General features: G+C 28.4%; 17 protein-coding genes. All 17 read right to left on the minus strand.

Annotated elements, in window-relative coordinates:
• Positions 1–37: 37 nt before the first annotated feature.
• On the minus strand, positions 38–1111 hold the full coding sequence (locus AVENP_RS08240) for a protein-glutamate methylesterase/protein-glutamine glutaminase (protein ID WP_128360129.1): 1074 nt from the start codon (positions 1109–1111) through the stop codon (positions 38–40).
• A 24-nt stretch (positions 1112–1135) separates the two neighbouring features.
• Positions 1136–1813: a chemotaxis protein CheD gene (locus tag AVENP_RS08245; protein ID WP_128360130.1), complete on the minus strand. Its 678-nt coding sequence runs from the start codon at positions 1811–1813 to the stop codon at positions 1136–1138.
• Entirely contained in the window at positions 1810–2655 is an 846-nt protein-coding gene (locus AVENP_RS08250) for a CheR family methyltransferase (RefSeq protein ID WP_128360131.1), read from the minus strand. Before AVENP_RS08250 ends, AVENP_RS08245 begins: the two co-directional genes overlap by 4 nt.
• 3 nt (positions 2656–2658) lie before the next feature.
• Complete coding sequence (locus AVENP_RS08255) at positions 2659–4746, minus strand: chemotaxis protein CheA (RefSeq protein WP_128360132.1); 2088 nt, start codon at positions 4744–4746, stop codon at positions 2659–2661.
• 10 nt (positions 4747–4756) lie between these two features.
• Positions 4757–5125, minus strand: a complete 369-nt coding sequence (locus tag AVENP_RS08260) for a response regulator (RefSeq protein ID WP_128360133.1) — start codon at positions 5123–5125, stop codon at positions 4757–4759.
• Positions 5126–5311: 186 nt separating this feature from the next.
• The gene (locus AVENP_RS08265) at positions 5312–7486 is read right to left on the minus strand and encodes a polyribonucleotide nucleotidyltransferase (protein ID WP_128360134.1); all 2175 of its coding nucleotides are present in this window, start codon (positions 7484–7486) and stop codon (positions 5312–5314) included.
• 5 nt (positions 7487–7491) lie between these two features.
• Positions 7492–8142, minus strand: coding sequence for a phosphoribosyltransferase (locus AVENP_RS08270; protein WP_128360135.1), 651 nt, complete (start codon positions 8140–8142; stop codon positions 7492–7494).
• Positions 8139–10262 (minus strand): LPS-assembly protein LptD, encoded by a 2124-nt coding sequence (locus tag AVENP_RS08275; protein ID WP_128360136.1) that lies wholly within the window; start codon positions 10260–10262, stop codon positions 8139–8141. Before AVENP_RS08275 ends, AVENP_RS08270 begins: the two co-directional genes overlap by 4 nt.
• On the minus strand, positions 10255–10692 hold the full coding sequence (locus tag AVENP_RS08280; RefSeq protein ID WP_128360137.1) for an RDD family protein: 438 nt from the start codon (positions 10690–10692) through the stop codon (positions 10255–10257). The genes AVENP_RS08275 and AVENP_RS08280 overlap by 8 nt, the downstream gene beginning before the upstream one ends.
• A 6-nt stretch (positions 10693–10698) precedes the next feature.
• Positions 10699–11964 (minus strand): phosphoribosylamine--glycine ligase, encoded by a 1266-nt coding sequence (gene purD, locus AVENP_RS08285; RefSeq protein WP_128360138.1) that lies wholly within the window; start codon positions 11962–11964, stop codon positions 10699–10701.
• A 230-nt stretch (positions 11965–12194) separates the two neighbouring features.
• Complete coding sequence (locus AVENP_RS08290) at positions 12195–12827, minus strand: uroporphyrinogen-III synthase (RefSeq protein ID WP_128360139.1); 633 nt, start codon at positions 12825–12827, stop codon at positions 12195–12197.
• Positions 12820–14394 carry a SulP family inorganic anion transporter gene (locus AVENP_RS08295; RefSeq protein ID WP_128360140.1) on the minus strand — a complete coding sequence of 525 codons (1575 nt, stop codon included), beginning with the start codon at positions 14392–14394 and terminating at the stop codon, positions 12820–12822. Before AVENP_RS08295 ends, AVENP_RS08290 begins: the two co-directional genes overlap by 8 nt.
• Before the next feature lie 20 nt (positions 14395–14414).
• Positions 14415–15896 carry a ribosome biogenesis GTPase Der gene (der, locus tag AVENP_RS08300; protein WP_128360141.1) on the minus strand — a complete coding sequence of 494 codons (1482 nt, stop codon included), beginning with the start codon at positions 15894–15896 and terminating at the stop codon, positions 14415–14417.
• 87 nt (positions 15897–15983) lie between these two features.
• Positions 15984–16526, minus strand: coding sequence for a ribosome hibernation-promoting factor, HPF/YfiA family (hpf, locus tag AVENP_RS08305; RefSeq protein WP_128360142.1), 543 nt, complete (start codon positions 16524–16526; stop codon positions 15984–15986).
• A gap of 181 nt (positions 16527–16707) precedes the next feature.
• On the minus strand, positions 16708–17583 hold the full coding sequence (locus AVENP_RS08310) for an EF-hand domain-containing protein (RefSeq protein ID WP_128360143.1): 876 nt from the start codon (positions 17581–17583) through the stop codon (positions 16708–16710).
• A gap of 61 nt (positions 17584–17644) precedes the next feature.
• Positions 17645–18991: a flagellar filament capping protein FliD gene (fliD, locus tag AVENP_RS08315; RefSeq protein ID WP_128360144.1), complete on the minus strand. Its 1347-nt coding sequence runs from the start codon at positions 18989–18991 to the stop codon at positions 17645–17647.
• Between the two features lie 11 nt (positions 18992–19002).
• Positions 19003–20601, minus strand: coding sequence for a flagellar hook-associated protein FlgK (locus AVENP_RS08320; RefSeq protein ID WP_128360145.1), 1599 nt, complete (start codon positions 20599–20601; stop codon positions 19003–19005).
• Positions 20602–20606 lie beyond the last annotated feature (5 nt).

Consider the following 20606-nt stretch of genomic DNA (forward strand, 5'->3'; position numbering starts at 1 on the left):
ATAATTTTCAAACTAAAATACATATAAGAAAGAGAAATTATTTCTTTCTTCCTCTTGAAAATTCAATTATATAATCTGCAATCTCATCTAAATGAACTATATCTTTAACTGCTCCTGCTTGAATAGCTTTCATAGGCATTCCAAAAACTACGCAACTTTCTTCATTTTGTGCAATTGTATATGCACCATTATCAAAAAGTTCTTTCATTGCAATTGTTCCATCGTCTCCCATTCCCGTCATCATAACAGCCATAGCAGCACTTCCAACTGTATTATTTACAGATCTAAATAATACATCTACACTTGGTTTATGTTGACTTACTTTTTTTGTATCTAACAATTTAGTTTTATATTGATTCCCAAATTTTTCAATTGTTAAGTGCATATTTCCAGGAGCCAAATAACCATGTCCTTTCTTTAAAATCATTCCATCTGTTGCTTCACAAACTATAACTTCAGAATGATCATTTAATCTTTGAGCAAAAGAGTTTGAAAATCCATAAGGAATATGTTGTGTAATTAAAATTGGAGGTAAATCTCCTGGTAATCTTTTAAAAACTCTTAGTAATGATTCAACACCACCTGTTGAAGAACCAATTGCTATTAATTTCATTCCAGGAAAAGTTGCAGCTCTTAAAGGAATTACTTCATCAGGATGTACTTTGTATTCAATATGCGTTGTAGGCTTAGAAGTTTTTCTTAATGCCTCTGGTTTTTTTAAAGTATATCTTTTTAATAAAAATGTTAAATTTAATAACGTATCTTTAATTCTTTCCTGAAATGATTGCATTGTTTCACCATTTTCTGGTTTTGGAATAAATCCAACTGCACCATCATCAAAAATATCATTTCCTCTAACACCTTCACCTGATACTACAACGGCTGGCATAGGATGAAGTCTCATTAAATTTCTTAAAAAAGTTACTCCATCCATTTTAGGCATATTTATATCAATAGTTACTAAATCTGGTTCATACTCTTTGATCTTTTCTCTTGCATCATATGCATCAGTTGCTACACATACAACTTCAAACTCATCAATAGAATTTATCATATCTTTGATGATTCTTCTCATAGAGGGTGAATCATCAATTACTAAAACAGTATACACTTATTTTACCACCCTACTTTATTTTTAGAAAAGTTCTATTTCCATTTGAGGTTCTGCCTCTTTATTATCAATACCAAATAATTCAACAGCTCCAGAGTATTCTTTGATAACCGGTGCTTTTGTAATTTCTTGTTGTAAGAATTTCTCTTCAGATAAGATTTTACTATCTGTTTCAGATTTTTGGGTAACTTTAATAAATGTTTCAAAATCATTAGCTAACAAGATTAATCTTCCATGCTCACCTCGAGTATGTTCACTAATTAATTTAAATCCTTCTGATTTACAAAAATCTTTTGCAAACTCCACATTTCTGAAACCAATAGATTGTGCAGATAAATTTATCTGCATAATATCAGCACCTCCTGATATTTTCGCAACCATATTCCCTTTACTACAACCTAGTTTATACATCTCGTTAAGCATTGCCTCAACAGAATAAAGACCATATTTCATATCATCATTTGTATTATTTGTTTTAGGTAATAAAAAATGGTTCATACCTTTTATTTTTGCAACTTTGTCATAAAACATAATTGCAACACAAGAACCTAACAAAGTTTTAAAAGCTATCTCTTCTACATCATTTCCAACAGCGAATTCTCCACCAATCACAGTATGAGTGGGATAACCCTTTGTTTTTTGTGTAAATCTAACAGCTGAAGTTTTTTCAATACTTCCATCTTTATGACCTATTACAATCATATGATTTCCTTTTCTTTTACAAAAATGTTTTGTCCTACTCTCTTAACATAATGTACTAAATCTTGAGGATTTTCAGAATGACCTATGTATAAAGTTCCACCTATTTTAAGATGTCTAAATAATTTTTTTAGAATTTCATTCTGATCTTCAACTGAAAAATATATTAAAACATTTCTACAAAAAATAACATCAAATTGATTTTTAGAGAATGGATATGATTTATCATTTAAATTCATAACTTGAAAAGTAATCATTTTTTTCAAATCATCATTAACTTTTATTAAAATCTCTTCACCAGCAAGGTTTTTTTGAACTCTTCTTTTAAAGAAATTTTGCGGTTTTATCCAACTTGGGAATTCTTTTGAAGATTTTGAATATCTGTAAATACCATTTGCTGCATATTGTAAAACATTTGTATCAATATCTGTTGCAATTATTGAAGCTGTTAAATTTTTATTTAATTCTTCTTTAGCTTTTAATACAGTCATTGCCATAGAATAAGGTTCTTCTCCTGTTGAAGAAGCAGAACAATACATATTTATTTTTTCTCCACTCTTCGCAAACATTGGTAGAACTCTATCTTTTAAATCAACAAAATGAAAATCTTCTCTAAAAAAATGTGTTTTATTTGTTGTAAATGAATTAATAAATTCGGTTACACTATTCCCTTGTTCAATAGAATCTAAAAGTTCCATAATATCACCAGAGAAACCACAATTTCTTTTTAATTTATCAATTCTATTTGAAATCATAATATCTTTGTTCTCTGAAAGGGTTATTCCTGTCAAAGAATAAAGAAGTTTTTTTACTTTGTTATGTACATCTTGAGTCGTATATTTCATATGTTAAGATGCTTTTTTAGCCACACTCATATCTCGCTCAGATTTAATTTGAGCATTTATAATTCCAACTACATCTAAAATTAGACCTATGCTTCCATCCCCTCTTACAGTTGCTGCTCCAATTCCTTGAACACTTCTAAAGTTTTTATCTAAAGGTTTTACAACAACTTGATGCTGATTTAAAAACTCATCAATTGATAAAGCAACTTTTGTATTACCTGATTTTACAACAATTAACATACCTTCTTCAAGTTTTCCAAAACTTTTTTCAAGTCCAAATAATTGATGTAATTTAACTACTGGAATGAATTCTTCTCTTAACATTAATAAATCTTGAGTTCCATCACCAATTTTTTTAATCATATCCGCAGTTGGCTGTAATGACTCAACAATTGAACTTAAAGGTAAAATATATTTTTGACTACCAACTTTTATATCTAATCCATCTAAAATTGCAAGAGTTAATGGCAACATAATTGTAATTGTTGTTCCAACATTTAAATGAGTATCTAATTTAATTGCACCACCAAGTTTATGGATATTTGTTTTAACAACATCCATTCCAACCCCACGACCAGAAATATCAGTAATTTGATCAGCTGTTGAAACTCCTGCACCAAATATTAACATTGCTTTTTCATTATCATTCATGGTATTAAATTGATTTTCATCAATTTGACCTTGTTCTAATGCTTTTTGCGCAACTTTTTCAAAATTAATACCTTTTCCATCATCTTCGATAGTAATAATCATTTGTCCATTCGCTTGTTCAGCAGTTATACTAATTGAACCAACTTCAGGTTTATTTGTAAGTTCTCTTTCTGCTGCTGTTTCAATACCATGATCAAGAGAGTTTCTAATAATGTGCATTAAAGGATCAGTTAATCCTTCAATCATTGCTTTATCAATTTCAACATTATCTCCATAATGTTTAAACTCAACTTTTTTACCAAGTTTTTTAGAAATATCTCTTACAACTTTTGGGAATTTAGAATATATTGATTCCATTGGAACCATTCTGATACTCATAATAGAATCTTGCATATCTCTAATATGTCTTTCAAGTAATTCTAATCTTTCAAGAACAGAGTTTCTTGTTTTTGTCTCTTCAATAGTAGATGAAAATTGAGTTAGCATTGCATTTGTAATAACTAAATCACCAACATTATTCATTAGTAAATCAATTTTATCAAGATTTACTCTAATACTATTATTGTTATTTGAAACTGATTTTTTAGCCCCACCAGCTTCTTCATCTTCTTCTTTTTGTCTAGGTTTTCTTACTACTACTTCTTTTTCTTCTTGAACTTTTAGTGCTTCAACCGGTTTTACGATTTCTTCTTGAATATCATTAGTTTCCATAACAGAATTAGAACTAATTTCAGGCATTTCATCAAAGAAACCAAAATTATCTTTATCTTCAGTTGAAATTTTAAATTCACTGTCTTTAGTATTCTCAGAAATAGTCTCTAAATCTTGATCATAAAAACCAAAATTTTTATGAACTTCATCTATTTCATCATCAGCGAATATTCCATAAGCTTTATTTTTACTATCTCTTTGATCGTTTAAATCATCATCAAAAAAACCAAAATTATCACTATCTAAAACTTCTGAAGTTTCTTTTTTAATCTCAACAACTTTTGGTGTAACAGCCTTAACAACTTCAGGTTCAGCTTTTTTAGCAACAGTACCATTTGAATATGCTCTTATTTCTTCTAATAAAGAAGTAGTCATATTTGTAAAAGTTTCTCTAGTTAAAGTATCTGATACTTCAAGGTCCAAAATTTCTTTCATAACATCAAGTCCATCTATAAGCGTTTCTGCCATTTCAGGAATATATTCAATTTTATGATTTCTTAACTTATCCATCAAATTTTCAACATCATGTGTAAATTCAGCGAAAAAAGCTAATTCAACTGAAGCGCCACTTCCTTTTAGAGTATGAACATCCCTAAAAAGTTGCCCCATTTCTTCATCTGTCAATGAGCCATTGTTTTCAGCTGCTAATAAAACATTATCAGCTGATTCAAAAAGCTCTTCAGCTTCTTCAAGAAACATTTCTCTATATTTGGAAATATCAAACGACATGAGAACTCCTTTATCTACTTAAAACTATATTAACTGCTTTTAACAATTGGTCTGGTACAAATGGTTTAACAATCCAACCTGTTGCTCCTGCAGCTTTTCCCCTTGCTTTCATTTCATCACTTCTTTCAGTAGTAAGTACTAAAATTGGTTTTTTAGAATATTGTGGTATTTTTCTTAATTCACCTATAAGCGTTAATCCATCCATATTTGGCATATTAACATCAGTAATTATTAAATCAAAATCAGCAGCCTTAGCTTTTGCTAAACCATCAACACCATCAACTGCTTCAGTTACATCTGTATAACCACCCTCGTTTAGTGCATAGTTCAGCATATCTCTTAGCATTGTAGAATCATCTACTATCAAAAGCTTAGCCATATTAAAACCCCTTAAGTTTACTTAAAAAAATTATTTTTACTATACTAACTAAAGAAATATTAATTTAGGGTTAGATTAAATAAAAAAAGGTAACTTTATGAACTATTTTAAGAATTATGAGTGAAATTATATACATTTGAGAAGTAAGTAAGGAAAAAAATCCTTACTTAATGAGAAAATTATTTTTTAATTAGAAGATAGTTCTATTCTATCTTTTTTTACCTTTAGTACTTTAACTTCAATTTCTTGTCCAACAGATAAAATATCAGAAACATTATTTACTCTCTCTTTTGAGATTTTTGAAATATGTAAAAGACCTTCTCCACCTTTTGGTAATAAAATAAATGCGCCAAAATCAACAACTCTTTCTACTTTTCCAAGTACAACTTCATCAATTGCATATAATTTTTCAAAGTCTACATTTTTTGGAGAATCTTTTCTAGCTGGTGCATTGTTTGAAATAGTTTTAATATGTTCGCAAGCATCTAAAACATTCTGTTTATTTCCGCCACTTACTTTTACAGTTCCGCTATCTCTATCTAAATCAATTGATACTGTAAATTTCTCAATAATTTCTTTTATAGTTGCCCCTGCTTTTCCAATAATTACCATAATTTTACTTGGATCTATAGCAAATTGTTCCACTAAAGGTAGTGCTTCGCTTGGAATTATGTCACTTGCAGCTTCTTCCATTAAAGATAAAATATGAATTCTTCCTTCTTTTGCTTGAAGTAATGCTTCTTTTAATACAGATAATTCAATTCCACCTAATTTAATATCCATTTGCAAAGCTGTAATTCCTTTTGTTGTTCCAGCAACTTTAAAATCCATATCACCATCATGGTCTTCTAATCCCATAATATCAGTAAGAACTGAATAATTATTACCCTCTACAACCATTCCCATAGCAACACCTGCAACTAAATCAGAAATTGGAACACCTGCAGCTTTTAATGCTAATGAACCACCACAAACAGTTGCCATTGATGAAGACCCATTTGATTCAAGTATTTCAGAAACTAATCTTACTGTTTCATTATAATCACCATCAATCGTAGGCTCTAAGGCTTTTTTACCTAAATTTCCATGACCTAATTCACGTCTTCCCACACCAAACATTGGTTTTGCTTCACCAACAGAGAAACCTGGAAAATTATAATGAACCATAAATCTATCAACTGAAGTTGATTTATCTGTTAAAACTTCATACATTTGTCCATCTTTAGGCCCAGCTATTGTACCAATAACTAAAGCTTGAGTTTCTCCTCTTGTAAATAAACAAGAAGAGTGAGTTGATGGTAAAATATTTATTTCAATATCAATTGGTCTTACATCTTTAAGACCTCTTCCATCAGCTCTAATTTTATCATTTACAATCATATTTCTTACAATTTCTCTTTTTACAACAGAAACTGCTTCATAAATTGTTGAAAATTCTAACTCATTTGTAGCACAATATTCATTTTTAGAAATCATTTTTGCAACATCTTTTAATTGAGTTGCTCTTTCACTTTTTGCTAATTTTTTTATAGCTTCTCTAATTTCATTTGAAAAATTATCTCTTACATAATTTATAACTGATTCTTCAATTGTAAATTGAACTAATTCAACTTCTACTTTTTCTTTACAAGAAGTTTCAAAGCCTTTTTCATAAGTTAAGTTAGCCTCTTTTAATGCATCTTGAGCAAAAGCAATTGCTTCCACTAAAGTATCTTCGTTCATTTCATTTGCATTATGAATTTTTGTAAATGCTTCAATATCAACTTCAACCATTTCACTTGAAGAAATAGTTTTCATTTCAATCATTAATAATTCGTCTTTTGAACCAGCTACATATAAATCTAAAGTAGAATTTGACATCTCTTCAGGAGTAGGATTAATAATATAATTACTTTCAATTCTTCCAACTCTTACACCACAAACTGATTTTTTAATAGGAATATTTGAAGTATATAAAGCAGCATTTGCAGCATTTAGAGCTAATGCTTGTAAATCAACATTTTTATCAGCACTTAAAACCATTACAGTAATTGTTGTAGGATAAACATAACCTTTTGGGAAAAGTGGTCTTAAACTTCTATCAATTACCCTTGATGTTAATGTTTCAAAATCACTTGGTTTTCCTTCTCTTTTGATAAATCCACCAGGTAATTTTGCTGCTGCATAAGTTTTTTCTATATATTGAACTGTTAATGGAGTGAAATCTTCACTTACTGGGTTATCAAATTCACTAACAACTGTAGCTAATACAACTGCATTTCCTATTTTAGCTAATACTGAACCATTAGCTTGTTTAGCTACTTTTCCAAATTCAAAAACCTCTTGTTTTCCATTTAATTCAAATTCACAAACTGTTGACATACTTTTTATCCTTTATTTATTTTCTCTATATCTTCAAAACTAACATCATCTAAACTATCATAATAAAAATCAATTTCTACAAAATGATCTAATTTTTTAATAAAATATAAATCATCTGCAATAGATTCTATTGTAGAAATACTAGCTGTTGGCAAAATTGGAGTTGCTACTGAAATAGACTTAGCTTTTAAATTGATAGCTGTTTTTATACAAGCCATCATTGTTAAACCTGTATTAATTCCTTCATCAACAATTAATACATTTTTATTCTCAAATTTTTGAATCTTTTCCCCATGTCTAAACTTACTCACAGTTTTAATAATAGATTCTTCATATACTTGTTTTGATTTCGAATATACATAATCTAAACTAATATCAAATGATTTTACTAGTTCTTCATGTATAAGTACCTCTTCATGCTCTGTTACAACAGCTATTTCACAATCTTCATTGTTAGGAGCATAAATCTTTTCTGAAAACATAATATCATATTTACTATTAAGAGCATTTGCAACAATCCTTGCAATTTCAAATCCCCCATACGAGCTAGAGATAACTGTCCAATCTTCTAATCTCATACTATCAATTGGTAAAACATCTAACAATCTATAAGCAGCGACTTCTCTATTTTTGAAATATATTCTGTCTGGATTCATTGATTATTATCTTCAATTTGATATTTTTGTTTAATTCCACCTAAGGGTTTTAATAAAATAGTCATATAAACTATTTGCTGATCTTTAGAAGAATATGTTGTTCCAGATGAAGGAATAATTTTATTTTCATATTTTAAATCAAGATTCCAACAACTATCGTCTATATTGAAACTAATACCTTGTTTACTTCTCTTATTTTCAAGTAAATCATAATTTTCATAATATGAAACTTTATAATCTTTAGCTATTTTGTAAGAAGTTGTAGCTCTATATGATTCTAAATCTTCTCTATCATTAAAAACATTATTTGTTTGTTTTGATTCATAATAACCAAGTCCTAAAGATAAATCTTTATAAGTAAATATAGTATCTGCACTATTTTCAACAAATTGCTGATCTTCTACATTATAAACAGCTTTTCCACTAATACTCCCATACTCATGGTATATTTTTACATAATTTTCTAAATCTTCTAATTTTGGATCATTTAACGAATCATATAAAATTGATTGAGAAATTTTATGATTAATTAATTGTTTTAAAGTATATTTATCATATAAAGATTGATTAGCTGATAATTTAATATTTTTTTCTTCTTGTGTAATAGGAAAAGCTTTTAATTCTTTTTCTTTTGTTGAATCTGATTCTGTCGTAATTTTGTATAAATCACCATCTTCTTTTAGATTCTTTGGAACTATATATTCTGCTTTTAAATTAAGAGTATGTAAATAATCTTCATAAGGTTTAATAAGATCACTTCCTATCCCAACAGAAGTTTTATTTTGAACTAATGTTCCATCTCTATATTTTGTATTTCCATAATTATCATAATCATATTTACTAACTGTAGTCTTATTTTCAACAAATGTATACATAAAGTCATCTAAAAAATGTTTACTATAACTTAAAGGTACACTCATTTGATAGATATTTGCAGTTATCCCCTCTTCTCTTGTATAATTCATAGCTTTTGTATCTATAGAATAAATTAAATTATCGAAAAGAAGTTCTTTATTGTATGAGTGAAATTGTACTTGAGGTAATTCTTGTAAAGTTGTTTTATTTGAATCTGTAGAACCATCAATGTAATATCTACCATAAATACCTCCATAATATGCAGAAGTATCATAAAAATAATTAACTTTTGACTCAACTTTTTTATCTGTCGAACTTAAGTTGCTATCATCTTCTAATGTAATATATTCTATATCGTTAAAATAAGTAAGTGATGTAAACAAACCATCTTGAGAATCACTTGAAGAGAATATATCCCTTCGTTTATAGTCCAAATCAAAACCATAGTGGGTCTGATTTTGTAAATCATTTTCTAAATAATAATCATCTTTTTCTTTAAAAACACCAGTTTTTATCTCTAGTAATGAATCAGGAGAGTCTGCATATCTGTAATAAGCATATCCGCCAGAACCTCTTTTAGTTCTGGTTTGAGGAATTAATTCAATATCATAATTATACGCAGGTGCAAAATATATAGGTTGAGAATAAGAAAGCCCTTCAGTTTTAGAATATCCAATTGTTGGAAGTAGTAGACCAGTTCTTCTTGTTGTATCAGTTGGAAAACCTATATAGGGACTATAAAAAACAGGAACATCTTTAACATATAATCTTGAATTATAAGCATTTATCCATTTTTTATCAATATCATAATCAGCTGAAGATGCTCGAATACTCCAGATAGGATCTAAACAATCACAAGAAGAGATAATAGTACTATCAAGTTCTACATCATTTTTTTCTCTATTTGAAGTTTTTGAATTTATCCAAATTTTATTACTTTGTTCTTGTAAAAACATTGGACTTTGATTAAAAGAATCTTTTTTTAAGTCAACAAAAGCATAGTTACTTTGTGTTTGAATATTATTATCTTTTATTACTAAAACATTATCAAAAAGTTCAAAAGTTTCTTCTTCTTTGTTATAAATTACTTTATCTGCACTTAAATAATAAGTTGGTGAATAAATTACAACATTTCCACTTGCAGTAACTATATTTTCAACAGAATTAACATTTTTAGCAACTAATTGAAACTTCTCATTTTTTAACTCTTCTGCTTGAATTAAACAAGAAGCAACCAACAATGATATTATTATTTTTTTATGCATTTACTACCAACGTTCTACCTACAATATCATGAAAAGTTTTTCTACCATCATTAAAAAATCCAATTAAGAATCCCACATAAAAGAACATTTCTGAAAATATTCTTCCAGTAGCTCTTAAAAGTGAGGAGAAGAAAGAAACTCTTCCCCAATGATTTACATCGATTACTCTAATTTTAATAATAATTTTACCAATAGTTGCACCATAATACCAAACGAAAAAAGTTTGATATATGATTTTTAATACAATTAACGGCATAGCTAATTGTGTTTCCATTAAAACCATCATTGCATCCATATCTTGACTAGCAGCAAAAATATTTTCCCAAAATATTGCCATAACAATTACTGTAACTAATAAATCATCAATCACAAAAGCTAATGCCCGTGAACGCAAAGAGGCTAATTGAAGATCTGTACTATTATTTTGCATTAATTTTTACTTTAAAGCTTGATAAGCAATATCAGATCTACATTTTTTACCTGCAAAATGTACTTGTCCACATAATGCATAGGCTCTATCTCTTGCCTCTTTTATACTCTTACCAAATCCAACACAAACTAATACTCTTCCACCTGTTGCCATTAATTTATCATCAATTTTTTCAACACCAGCATAAGAGATGTGAGAGTTATTTAATAAATCTTCATCTACAATTTTATCAACAATTATTTCAGCAGGTGTGCTTGAACCATAAGGATAATTTCCACTTGCCATTACAACACCAACACCAAACTCTTTTTTGATTTTAATATCTAGTTTATCTAATTGTTTTGTAGCACCCTTATAAAATAGTTCAGAAACAGGAGTCTCTAATAAAGGCATTAAAATTTCACACTCAGGATCACCAAATCTTACATTATATTCTAAAATAATTGGTTCACCCTTAACAACCATTACACCAATAAAAAGAACACCCTCAAATGGTGCACCTTCTTGTTTCATTCCTGCAAGTGTTGGAATTATTACTCTCTCTTCAATTTTTTTATAAATATCATCATTTACTAAAGGAGTTGGAGCATATGCGCCCATTCCACCTGTATTTGGTCCAGTATCACCGTCCCCTATTCTTTTATGATCTTGTGCAGCTGGTAAAACTTTATAATTCTCACCATCACAAATAGCAAAAACAGATAATTCATATCCATCTAAATACTCTTCTACAACGATAGAAGTTCCAGCATCACCAAATGAAGCACCTGAAAGCATATCTGAAGCTGCTGTTTTTGCTTCTTCTTTTGATTGAGCAATAATTACACCTTTACCTGCACATAACCCATCTGCTTTTACAACTATTGGTAAATTCATTGTATCAATAAAATCAAAAGCTTCTTTTTCATTTGAAGTCTCTATAAACGCTGCTGTTGGTATCTTATATTTTTTTAATATATTTTTCATATAAACTTTTGAACCTTCAAGTTGAGCTGCTGCTGCACTTGGTCCAAAAATTGTTAAATTATGTTCTTTAAATATATCAACAACACCATCTACTAATGGAGCTTCTGGTCCCACAATTGTTAAATCTATAGAATTATCTTTTGCCCAAAGAGCTAATTGATTATAATCTTTAATATTTATATTTGTTCCCAATCTGTCAGTTGCACCATTTCCTGGCATAAAAAATAGATTATGAGCATTTTCTTTGTATATTGCTAATCCAATAGAGAATTCTCTACCACCATTACCAAGTATCAATATATTCACGATAATTCCTTGTATTATAAATTAAAAATCCGAGTAGCCGTTAACCATCAAAATGGCCCTAAAAGCCACGAAATGCACATGAGCGTATATTTTAGGAGCAAAAACGCATTGAATTGCTGCACACCATACAACTGCTACCATATACAAAAATAATTTATCGGACCCACAACAATGGAAATCCCGAACTACTTAGATTGTCTTATTTTATCTAAAGATGTTTAAAATTGAGTTTAAAATAAAGTTTGCCTTGCAAGTTTTATGCACTCATCAATTGATGTCTCTGAACTTATTATATAATTTACATCTTTTGGCAAATATTTTGCAGTGGTTTTCCCAATAACTATTGCTTTATATGAATCTTTCCATAAATATTGTTTAAAGAAACACTCTACACTTGATGGTGAAGTAAAAATAAATACAGAATTTTCTTCTAAAGATACATTAGATTTTTTACATGAAGTTTTATAAACTACTATTTCTTTAACTAAAATCTTATTTTCTTTTAAAATTTCAACTAGATTTGATACTGTTTTTAAAGCTTTTGCATAGAGAACTTTTTTATCTTTTAATAACTCAATTAATTCTTGAGCGAATTCGTTTCCATGGGAAGTAATCCCTGTAAAAACTACTTTTCCTCCTAATTTTCCTATCACTTGAGAAGTTTTAGGAGCTATTACATAAGAATCAATTTTTTTCCAATCTTTATTAAAAGAATCCAAAGAATAAACTGCATTTTTTGAAGTAAAAACTAATGCATCATAACTTAATACATCGATATTTGATTTGATATATTCAATTTGAAAAACTTCCAAATTTTCCACATTTGAATATTTTTGATTACTTAAAAGGTAAATTTTAGCCATTATTTATTAACTCATATTTTTGTGTGTAGTTTATTGCATCATCTAGATTGTGATAAATTTTTATATTTTTAAATAAGTTAGCCGTATCTACTGCTAAAACTTTTTTCTTATGTCTATATTTTAAAACTAAAATTATTTCTAAATCTTTACTTTTGAACTTTTCAATTATTTCTTCTAATGTAAAAATTGCAGATATATCTAAAAAAGAGACATCTATACAATCAATAATTATCTTCTTACTTCTTTTTACTTTTTCTAATCTAATATCCAAAGCAGATGCTGTTCCAAAAAATAAAGAACCATTTACTTTTATAATTTCGATATCATGATTTTCAATATCTATATCAAAAGAGACTTTTGATCGTTTTGTTTTTATTTGAGTATTTTTAGAAACTTGATAAACAGCAATTATTGAAGAGATTGTAATACCAACACCAACCGCCATAATTAGATCAACAAATATTGTAAGTAAAAATACAGTTACCATAATAATTAGATCTTGTCTTGATACTTTATTTAAAACTTTTAAAAATTTATAATCTAAAATATCAAACCCAACTTTTATTAAAATTCCAGATAATACTGCTAGTGGAATTTTTGAAGCAAGTGGCGCTAAAAAAAGTACAATCACTAGAAGGGTAATGGAGTGAACCATACCTGATAATTTGGTCGTTGCTCCACTATTTATATTTATAACCGTTCGCATAGTTGCACCAGCACCAGGAATTGCTCCAAAAAATGAACAAACCATATTTCCAAGACCTTGACCAATTAACTCTTTTTTAGAATCATGTTTTGTTTTTGTTTTAGAATCTGCAACAACAGAAGTTAACAATGAATCAATAGTCCCTAAAAGTGCTAATGTAATAGCAAGAGTTAAAATAGTACTTAATTTTAAAAAATCAAATGAAATTGGTAGAATAAATTCAGGTAATCCCATAGGAATTTCACCAATTGTTGTAATATTAAAATCCATAAAAATAGAAAGATAAGTTACAAAAACTAAAGCAATTAGGGCAGGAGGTACAATTTTTGATATTTTTTTTGGAGTCAAAAACATTATTGCTAAGGTAATTGAAGCAATAATAATTGCTTCATAATTTAATTTTTTAATAGTATCTAAGATATGAGTTAAAGTATAAACAATAGAGCTATAACCCTCAACACCTAAAAAAGGGTTTATTTGCAGAATTATTATAATTACACCAATTCCACACATAAAACCTGAAATTACAGGATATGGAATATATTTTATCCATTTTCCAATACCAACTATTCCAAAAGATATTTGCATTATTCCTGCTAAAAAAACAACTGTCATAACTGTAGAAAAATCGTTTGGGAAAGTGGCTATTGTAGTTGCTACAATAACTGTCATAGGACCAGTTGGCCCTGAGATTTGAGTTGGAGTTCCTCCAAAAGCAGCAGCAAAAAAACCTAATATTATTGCACCATATAAACCAGCAATTGCACCTGCTCCACTAGCAACTCCAAAAGCTAAAGCCAAAGGAAGAGCAACAACAGCAGCTGTTACACCTGCAAATATATCGTTTTTTACTCTAGTCAAGGAAAACTCCTAAATTTAAGTTATTTAGTATCTCTTTCTAAATATTCTTCATCACCCATTTTATCATGTTTTCCACGAGCAATTACGTGAATTGGCGTTCCCTCAAAATTAAAATTATCTCTTAAATAATTTATTAAATATCTTTTATATGTAAAGTGTAAAAGATTTGGTTTATTCATAACTAATGCAATTCTTGGTGGTTTTGTATCAAATTGAGTTGTATAATAAATTCTCAGATATGCACCATTTGGACTTGGAAGTGAATGTCTCATAACTGCTTCTTCAATAACTCTATGTAATTTAGAAGTTGGAATTCTTTGTGTATAGTTATTAAAGATTTCTATAATTTTATCTTTTAATCTTTCAATACTTCTTCCTGTTTTTGCTGAAACTGCCATAATTGGAGCATAAGATAAAAATCTAAATCTTCTTCTAATTTCCTCTTGCATTTTTTCAAAAGTTTCCATATTCTCGTCCCATTTATTTAGAACAATAATTGTTGCAAGTCCATATTCATCAACAAGTCCAGCAATCTTTTCATCTAAATCAGAAAGTTCTTTTGAAGCATCTAAGATAACTAAAGCCATGTTAGCTTTTTCTAACATCTCTTTTGTTCTCATTAAGGCAAATTTTTCAATTCCCTCAATACTTCCTCTTCTTCTTAAACCTGCTGTATCAACAAATGTTACATTTTTATCTTGGTATTCAAAAGACTCATCAACGGGGTCAATTGTTGTTCCTGCAATTGGAGAAACTACTGATCTTTCAGCACCAACAATTGCATTAAGAATAGAAGATTTACCAACATTTACTTTTCCAATGATTGCCACTTTAATATTATTATCTATAACTTCGTCTTCAAGAGTATCTTCTAAAACTGGTTCAAAATTATCATCTTCTTCACTTGAAAAATCTTGATCATCATCATAATCAAAATCTTCTTCTCTTTGTTTTTTTAAAGCTTCAGCTTCTTCTAAAGCTACAGTTTCAAGATTAACTGGAAGGTGTTGATAAATCCAATCAAATAAGTTTTTAGTCCCTCTATTGTGTGAAACTGAAACTCCAAAAAGATTCTCTTCCCCTATTCCAAACTCAAAAAATTCCCATAATCTTTCTAATTCTTTATCATTATCAATTTTATTTACAACTAAAGCTAATTCTTTTCCTAATCTTTGAAGCTCATAAAATAATTCTTTATCCTTATCATCAGGTATATTTTTACCATCAACCATAAAAAGTATTATATCAGCCTCTTTTGCCGTCTCAATAGCTTTTCTTTTTACATTTGAAAATATAGCATCATTTGTTTCATCGATACCACCTGTATCTAACATTAATGCTTTTCTATCTAATATTTCAATTTCATGTTTTCTAATATCTCTTGTAGTTCCTGCCATATCAGATACAATTGCAATTCTTTTGTTTGCAATTCTATTAAATAATGAAGATTTTCCTACATTTGGTTGCCCAATTAGAGCAATTTTTTTTAACGTTTTATCCATAAATTTTTTTTAATCCTATTTTTTATCATAAACTAAAAAAGGTATTAGCCATTTATGCTAATACCTTTTCACTAACAAAAGCTTTTCTTAATATAATCCAAATTTACCTTGGATTGAACTTTTGTAAAGAACTCTCATAACATCATCTTTGTCATAGAATACTTTAAATTGTGCATCAGATGCTTTTAACTCTTCTAATGCTTCTTCAATATCAATTGGTTTATAAGATGTTAATCTTACAGGAGTTATTTCATCTTCAAATTTTTCTAATTCAAGAGCAATTCCATCTTGAATTTCAGACGATTCAACTTCAGTTAATTTTGTAGCTTTGTGAGCTGCAATTTTATCATGATGTCTTCTTAATACTTTAGATACTCTATCAACAGCAATATCAATTGCGGCATATAAATCTTTATCTTTTTGTTTTACAACAATTGTATCTAAATGTGCAATATTTAAAGTAAACTCAAAAGAGAAAGCTTTTTTACCATGTTTTTCTTCTTGAGAGATAATTGCATTCACAGAAATAATGTCTAAGTTATATTTTTTAAATACTTCTACTGAGCTATTAATGTAATCTTTTATTGAATCTGTTAAATCTATGTGTCTTCCTACAATTCCTGTATTCATAACATACTCCTTATATATAATTTATTTATTCTATCATAATATTGTTGAATAATACATATAGTAAAAAAAACAATACTTGTAAAGTATAGTATTATTGGAATAAATAAGATTATTATTTGATTTTTGTTTGAAAAATTTTAGATTTTATTAATATATTTTATTTTTAGAATTCAGTTATGCATTATGCATAACTGAATTTAGAAGAAGTAGATGTTGATAAGTTAGAAACATAAGTATTTAAATCACTATTATTACTTTGATTATTTACCATTTTCATAATATTTTTAAAATTACTTAAATCTAAATCTTCTGAACTATTTTGACTATTTAATTTTATAGTATTCAATAATAATTTTATACTATCTTTTGTATCTTGATTTGAAGATACTGAGGTTGATGAAGTTGTTTCATCTGTTGAAATTCCAAGTGCTGCCAGTTTTTCTTCTTCAGAAACTACACCATCTTCATTTGTATCTCGGTCATCATATTCTTCAGATGACGTACCACCACCTGCACCACTACTTTCACCACCACTAGACGTAGCAGATTGAGTTGTACTATTAGCACTTGTAACTTGTTCAAAGGCACTACTTAATTCATCACTTGAAATTGAACCATCAGAATCTGCATCTAAAGCTGAAAATTCTTCATCACTTAATACTGAAACTTCACTTGAACTAAGTAATGAATCACCATCTGAATCATATTGAGACATTATTAATGAACCAAAATCCTCTCCAGAAGCACTACTTTGTTTTGATTGAGGAGACTCAGGCATTTCAAGTCCTAAATCTGAAAACATACTTGCAAAATCTTCTTTCGATGGCATTTCACCATTATATGAAGCTAATTTACTATCTATTGCACTTGCAATTTCATCTTGAGTAACTAAGCTATCTCCATTTGAATCTAAAGTGGAGAACTGATCTTCACTAACTCCTAATTCATCAATACTTAAAGAAGAATCAGAATTTGTATCACTTTTACTAATGATGTCTTTTGAAATATTACTTACAGGTGACATCATACCCATAGAACTATACGAAGAAATTGTCACAATAACTCCTTTACTTATTTTTTAAAATACTATACTTTTAAAGTAAACATAGGGTAACATTTTAAGAATCACTGCTACTTGATCCATCAATTACTGATTTTAAAGAAGAAAAATCATTTTCCATTTGTGTAATAAGTACTGTATAACTTGCAAATTGTTCAGTCATTTGGTTATATTTTTCATCTAATTTATCTGATGCAGTTTGATAATCTGAATTTAATGTATCAAGTCTATTAGTTAATTTATCTGAATAAGTTGATAACAAACCTCCATCTAAACTATCAAGAGAATCTAAATAAGTTTTTAGTCTTGTTCCTATCCCCTCTTTTTCAGCACGTCCAACAAATAACTCTTTTAAATTTTCATAATTATTAGTTAATGCTTTAGATAATTCTGAATCATCTATTTGCATATATCCACTACTATCAAATGATATACCATATTTAAACATATTCTCTTCATTATCTAATCCATAGCTATCAAATAATATATTTTTTATATCACTCATCATAGTTTTAAGTGTACTTGAATCTGATATTACAGCTGGATTATCTGCATCACCTAAAATATATGAATTTACTAAATCAACTAAATCATTATATTTATCTGCAAGATTGTTTATTGAAGTAGTAATTGAAGAATCATCTCTCTCCATAGTAATAGTTGAAGTTCCCTCCGATACAGCTTTAATGATTAAACCATTTTGCATCGTAACTTTATTTGAAGACAAATCATAATCTATCCCATCTATTGAGGCATTCATATTTTGGGCTTTGAGTACATGATTATTTGTATCTTCTAATCCTATATCAACTCCTGTTTGAGTAATAGTTAAGGCATTAGAAAGTCCACTTTCAGCACTTTTCACAACCATTCGATAACTACTATCTCCTACTTGTTCTAATGCAGCACTTAACTCAGGATAATTATTCATTTCAGATACTAATGCTTCGTAAGTTTTTCCATCTGTTGAAAAATCATATGTATTATCTCCAATTGAAACACTAATTGTTCCACTATCCATTGTAGAAGTTTTATCAGTAATAGTATTTGATTGATAGACATCCTTTTGTGCTAATTGGGTAACATTAACACTTATTGTTCCAGGTTCCAAATTACTTGTATCAGTTGCATCAAAATTTACTGATGAACCTGAAGTTGATGCACTAATTTTATCAAAAATATTTGTTCCACTTGTAAATAAATCAAAGTCTTTAGCTAAATCTAAGAACTCAGTAACCATACTTTGTATTTTATTTACGGCGTCAATTTCTGTTTGTGTGTCTTCTTCTTCTGTTTTTATTGGATCTAGTATAGAAGTACTATCAGCTGCTTTAAGTTTTGCTATTAATTCTGAATTTAAATCTGAACTTCCTGAACTTCCTAGTCCTAATACTCCATCTGCCATTTTGTCTCCTTTTACATTGCTAATAAAGTTTGTAGCATTTCGTCTACGGCTGTTATAACTTTCGCATTTGCTTCATATGCTGACTGGTATTGAAGAAGATTTATCATTTCCTCATCTGAATCAACTTTTGTAAGATTGTTATATGTTGTTTCTAGTGAATTTACTATTGAATTTTGTGCATCAAGTTTAAAGCTATTATTTTCAACATTAGAAGATACGCTCACCAATAAATTTTGATAAAATTCACTAAAAGAAGTTTTTGAAGTCGTTCCTATAGTTAAATTTGTATCCCATTGTATTTTTGATAAGTTTTCTAAATCATTATTTGTCAATGAACTTACATTATCTGAAATAAAATCTAAAGAATCTACACTCGAACCTTTAAATAAAGGAGTTTCACTATTTGAATTTACTGTTTCAACTAATGCTTTTGCAAACTCATCTAAACTATTTTTATATGAGTATATATTAGAAGTTGAAGAGGTCAGTTCTTGTGTTATCGCTTTTAATGAACCACCTGTTAGTGATAAATCATTATTATAAACTGCCAATGAAACATTATTCTCAGCTTTAATAGATTTATCACTTTTTGATATCTCTGTTCCATTTGATGAAATAGAAATATCAAATTGTCCCTCTTCCCCCTCAGTATTCGATTTTACAACCAAATTTTTATTTGAATCTAAATATGCTGTATAATTTGAAAAATTAGAATCAGAATTTATAGTATCAACTATTTGTTGTTTTAACTCATTTTCATTTGTTCCACTAACATTTGCAGTTAAAGTAAGTGTAGTTGAGTTATTTAGTGTTATTGAAATTTCATCTCCATCACTAAAATTACTATCATTTAAATCACTTGAATTATAAATATCTTTTTGAGCAATATTTTCTTCTTTAATACTTACTTTACTCAAGTTTGTATCATTAGAAATCACATTAACTCCTGCAATTTTCAAGTTATAAGTATCACTATCTCTATTTACTTCTATATCCACATAATTTGATAACTCTTTTTCTAAAGCATCTCTTTTATCTAATAAATCATTTGAATCACCACTATTTTGCATTTGTTTATTTAAAGAAACTATTTGTTCTAAAATATTATTTACACTATCAACTTGATCTTCTAATAATTTATTTGTACTATCAAGTGTGTCATTTAACTCATCATTCAAAGATTGCAAACTATTTACCATCAATTCTGATTGTGTAGAGAAGTCATTTTGATATATTAAATTTGTAGGCTCTTCCCTTAGTGATTCTATTGAATCAAAAAAATTACTAATAGTTTTAGAAAATCCACTGCTACTTGTTTCACTAAACATCGTTTCAATATTGCTTAATATAGAATCTTCTTGTGAATAATATGATGCAGTACTACTTTGAGAAACTAATTTATCATATAAATATGCATTTGTAGTTCTTGTAACACCATCTAAAGATACACCATTTCCTATATTATTTTCAAGACCTGGTAATTCAGATGTATTAACTACTCTTTTTACATAACCAGCTGTATTTTCATTTGCTATGTTATTTGAAGTAACATCAACAGAATATCTTGAAGTATCCAGTCCACTTTTAGCTATATATAGTGCATCAATCATAATTT

The organism is Arcobacter venerupis (genome assembly GCF_013201665.1).
Classification (GTDB): Bacteria; Campylobacterota; Campylobacteria; order Campylobacterales; family Arcobacteraceae; genus Aliarcobacter; species Aliarcobacter venerupis.

Bases quoted from the DNA above. Each gene is read 5' to 3' on its own strand.
- AVENP_RS08320 (WP_128360145.1), bottom strand. From the start codon at position 20,601: ATGATTGATGCACTATATATAGCTAAAAGTGGACTGGATACTTCAAGA.
- AVENP_RS08290 (WP_128360139.1), bottom strand. From the start codon at position 12,827: ATGGCTAAAATTTACCTTTTAAGTAATCAAAAATATTCAAATGTGGAA.
- AVENP_RS08265 (WP_128360134.1), bottom strand. From the start codon at position 7,486: ATGTCAACAGTTTGTGAATTTGAATTAAATGGAAAACAAGAGGTTTTT.
- AVENP_RS08245 (WP_128360130.1), bottom strand. From the start codon at position 1,813: ATGATTGTAATAGGTCATAAAGATGGAAGTATTGAAAAAACTTCAGCT.
- AVENP_RS08275 (WP_128360136.1), bottom strand. From the start codon at position 10,262: ATGCATAAAAAAATAATAATATCATTGTTGGTTGCTTCTTGTTTAATT.
- AVENP_RS08250 (WP_128360131.1), bottom strand. From the start codon at position 2,655: ATGAAATATACGACTCAAGATGTACATAACAAAGTAAAAAAACTTCTT.
- AVENP_RS08255 (WP_128360132.1), bottom strand. From the start codon at position 4,746: ATGTCGTTTGATATTTCCAAATATAGAGAAATGTTTCTTGAAGAAGCT.
- fliD (WP_128360144.1), bottom strand. From the start codon at position 18,991: ATGGCAGATGGAGTATTAGGACTAGGAAGTTCAGGAAGTTCAGATTTA.
- hpf (WP_128360142.1), bottom strand. From the start codon at position 16,526: ATGAATACAGGAATTGTAGGAAGACACATAGATTTAACAGATTCAATA.
- AVENP_RS08260 (WP_128360133.1), bottom strand. From the start codon at position 5,125: ATGGCTAAGCTTTTGATAGTAGATGATTCTACAATGCTAAGAGATATG.
- AVENP_RS08280 (WP_128360137.1), bottom strand. From the start codon at position 10,692: ATGCAAAATAATAGTACAGATCTTCAATTAGCCTCTTTGCGTTCACGG.
- der (WP_128360141.1), bottom strand. From the start codon at position 15,896: ATGGATAAAACGTTAAAAAAAATTGCTCTAATTGGGCAACCAAATGTA.
- AVENP_RS08270 (WP_128360135.1), bottom strand. From the start codon at position 8,142: ATGAATCCAGACAGAATATATTTCAAAAATAGAGAAGTCGCTGCTTAT.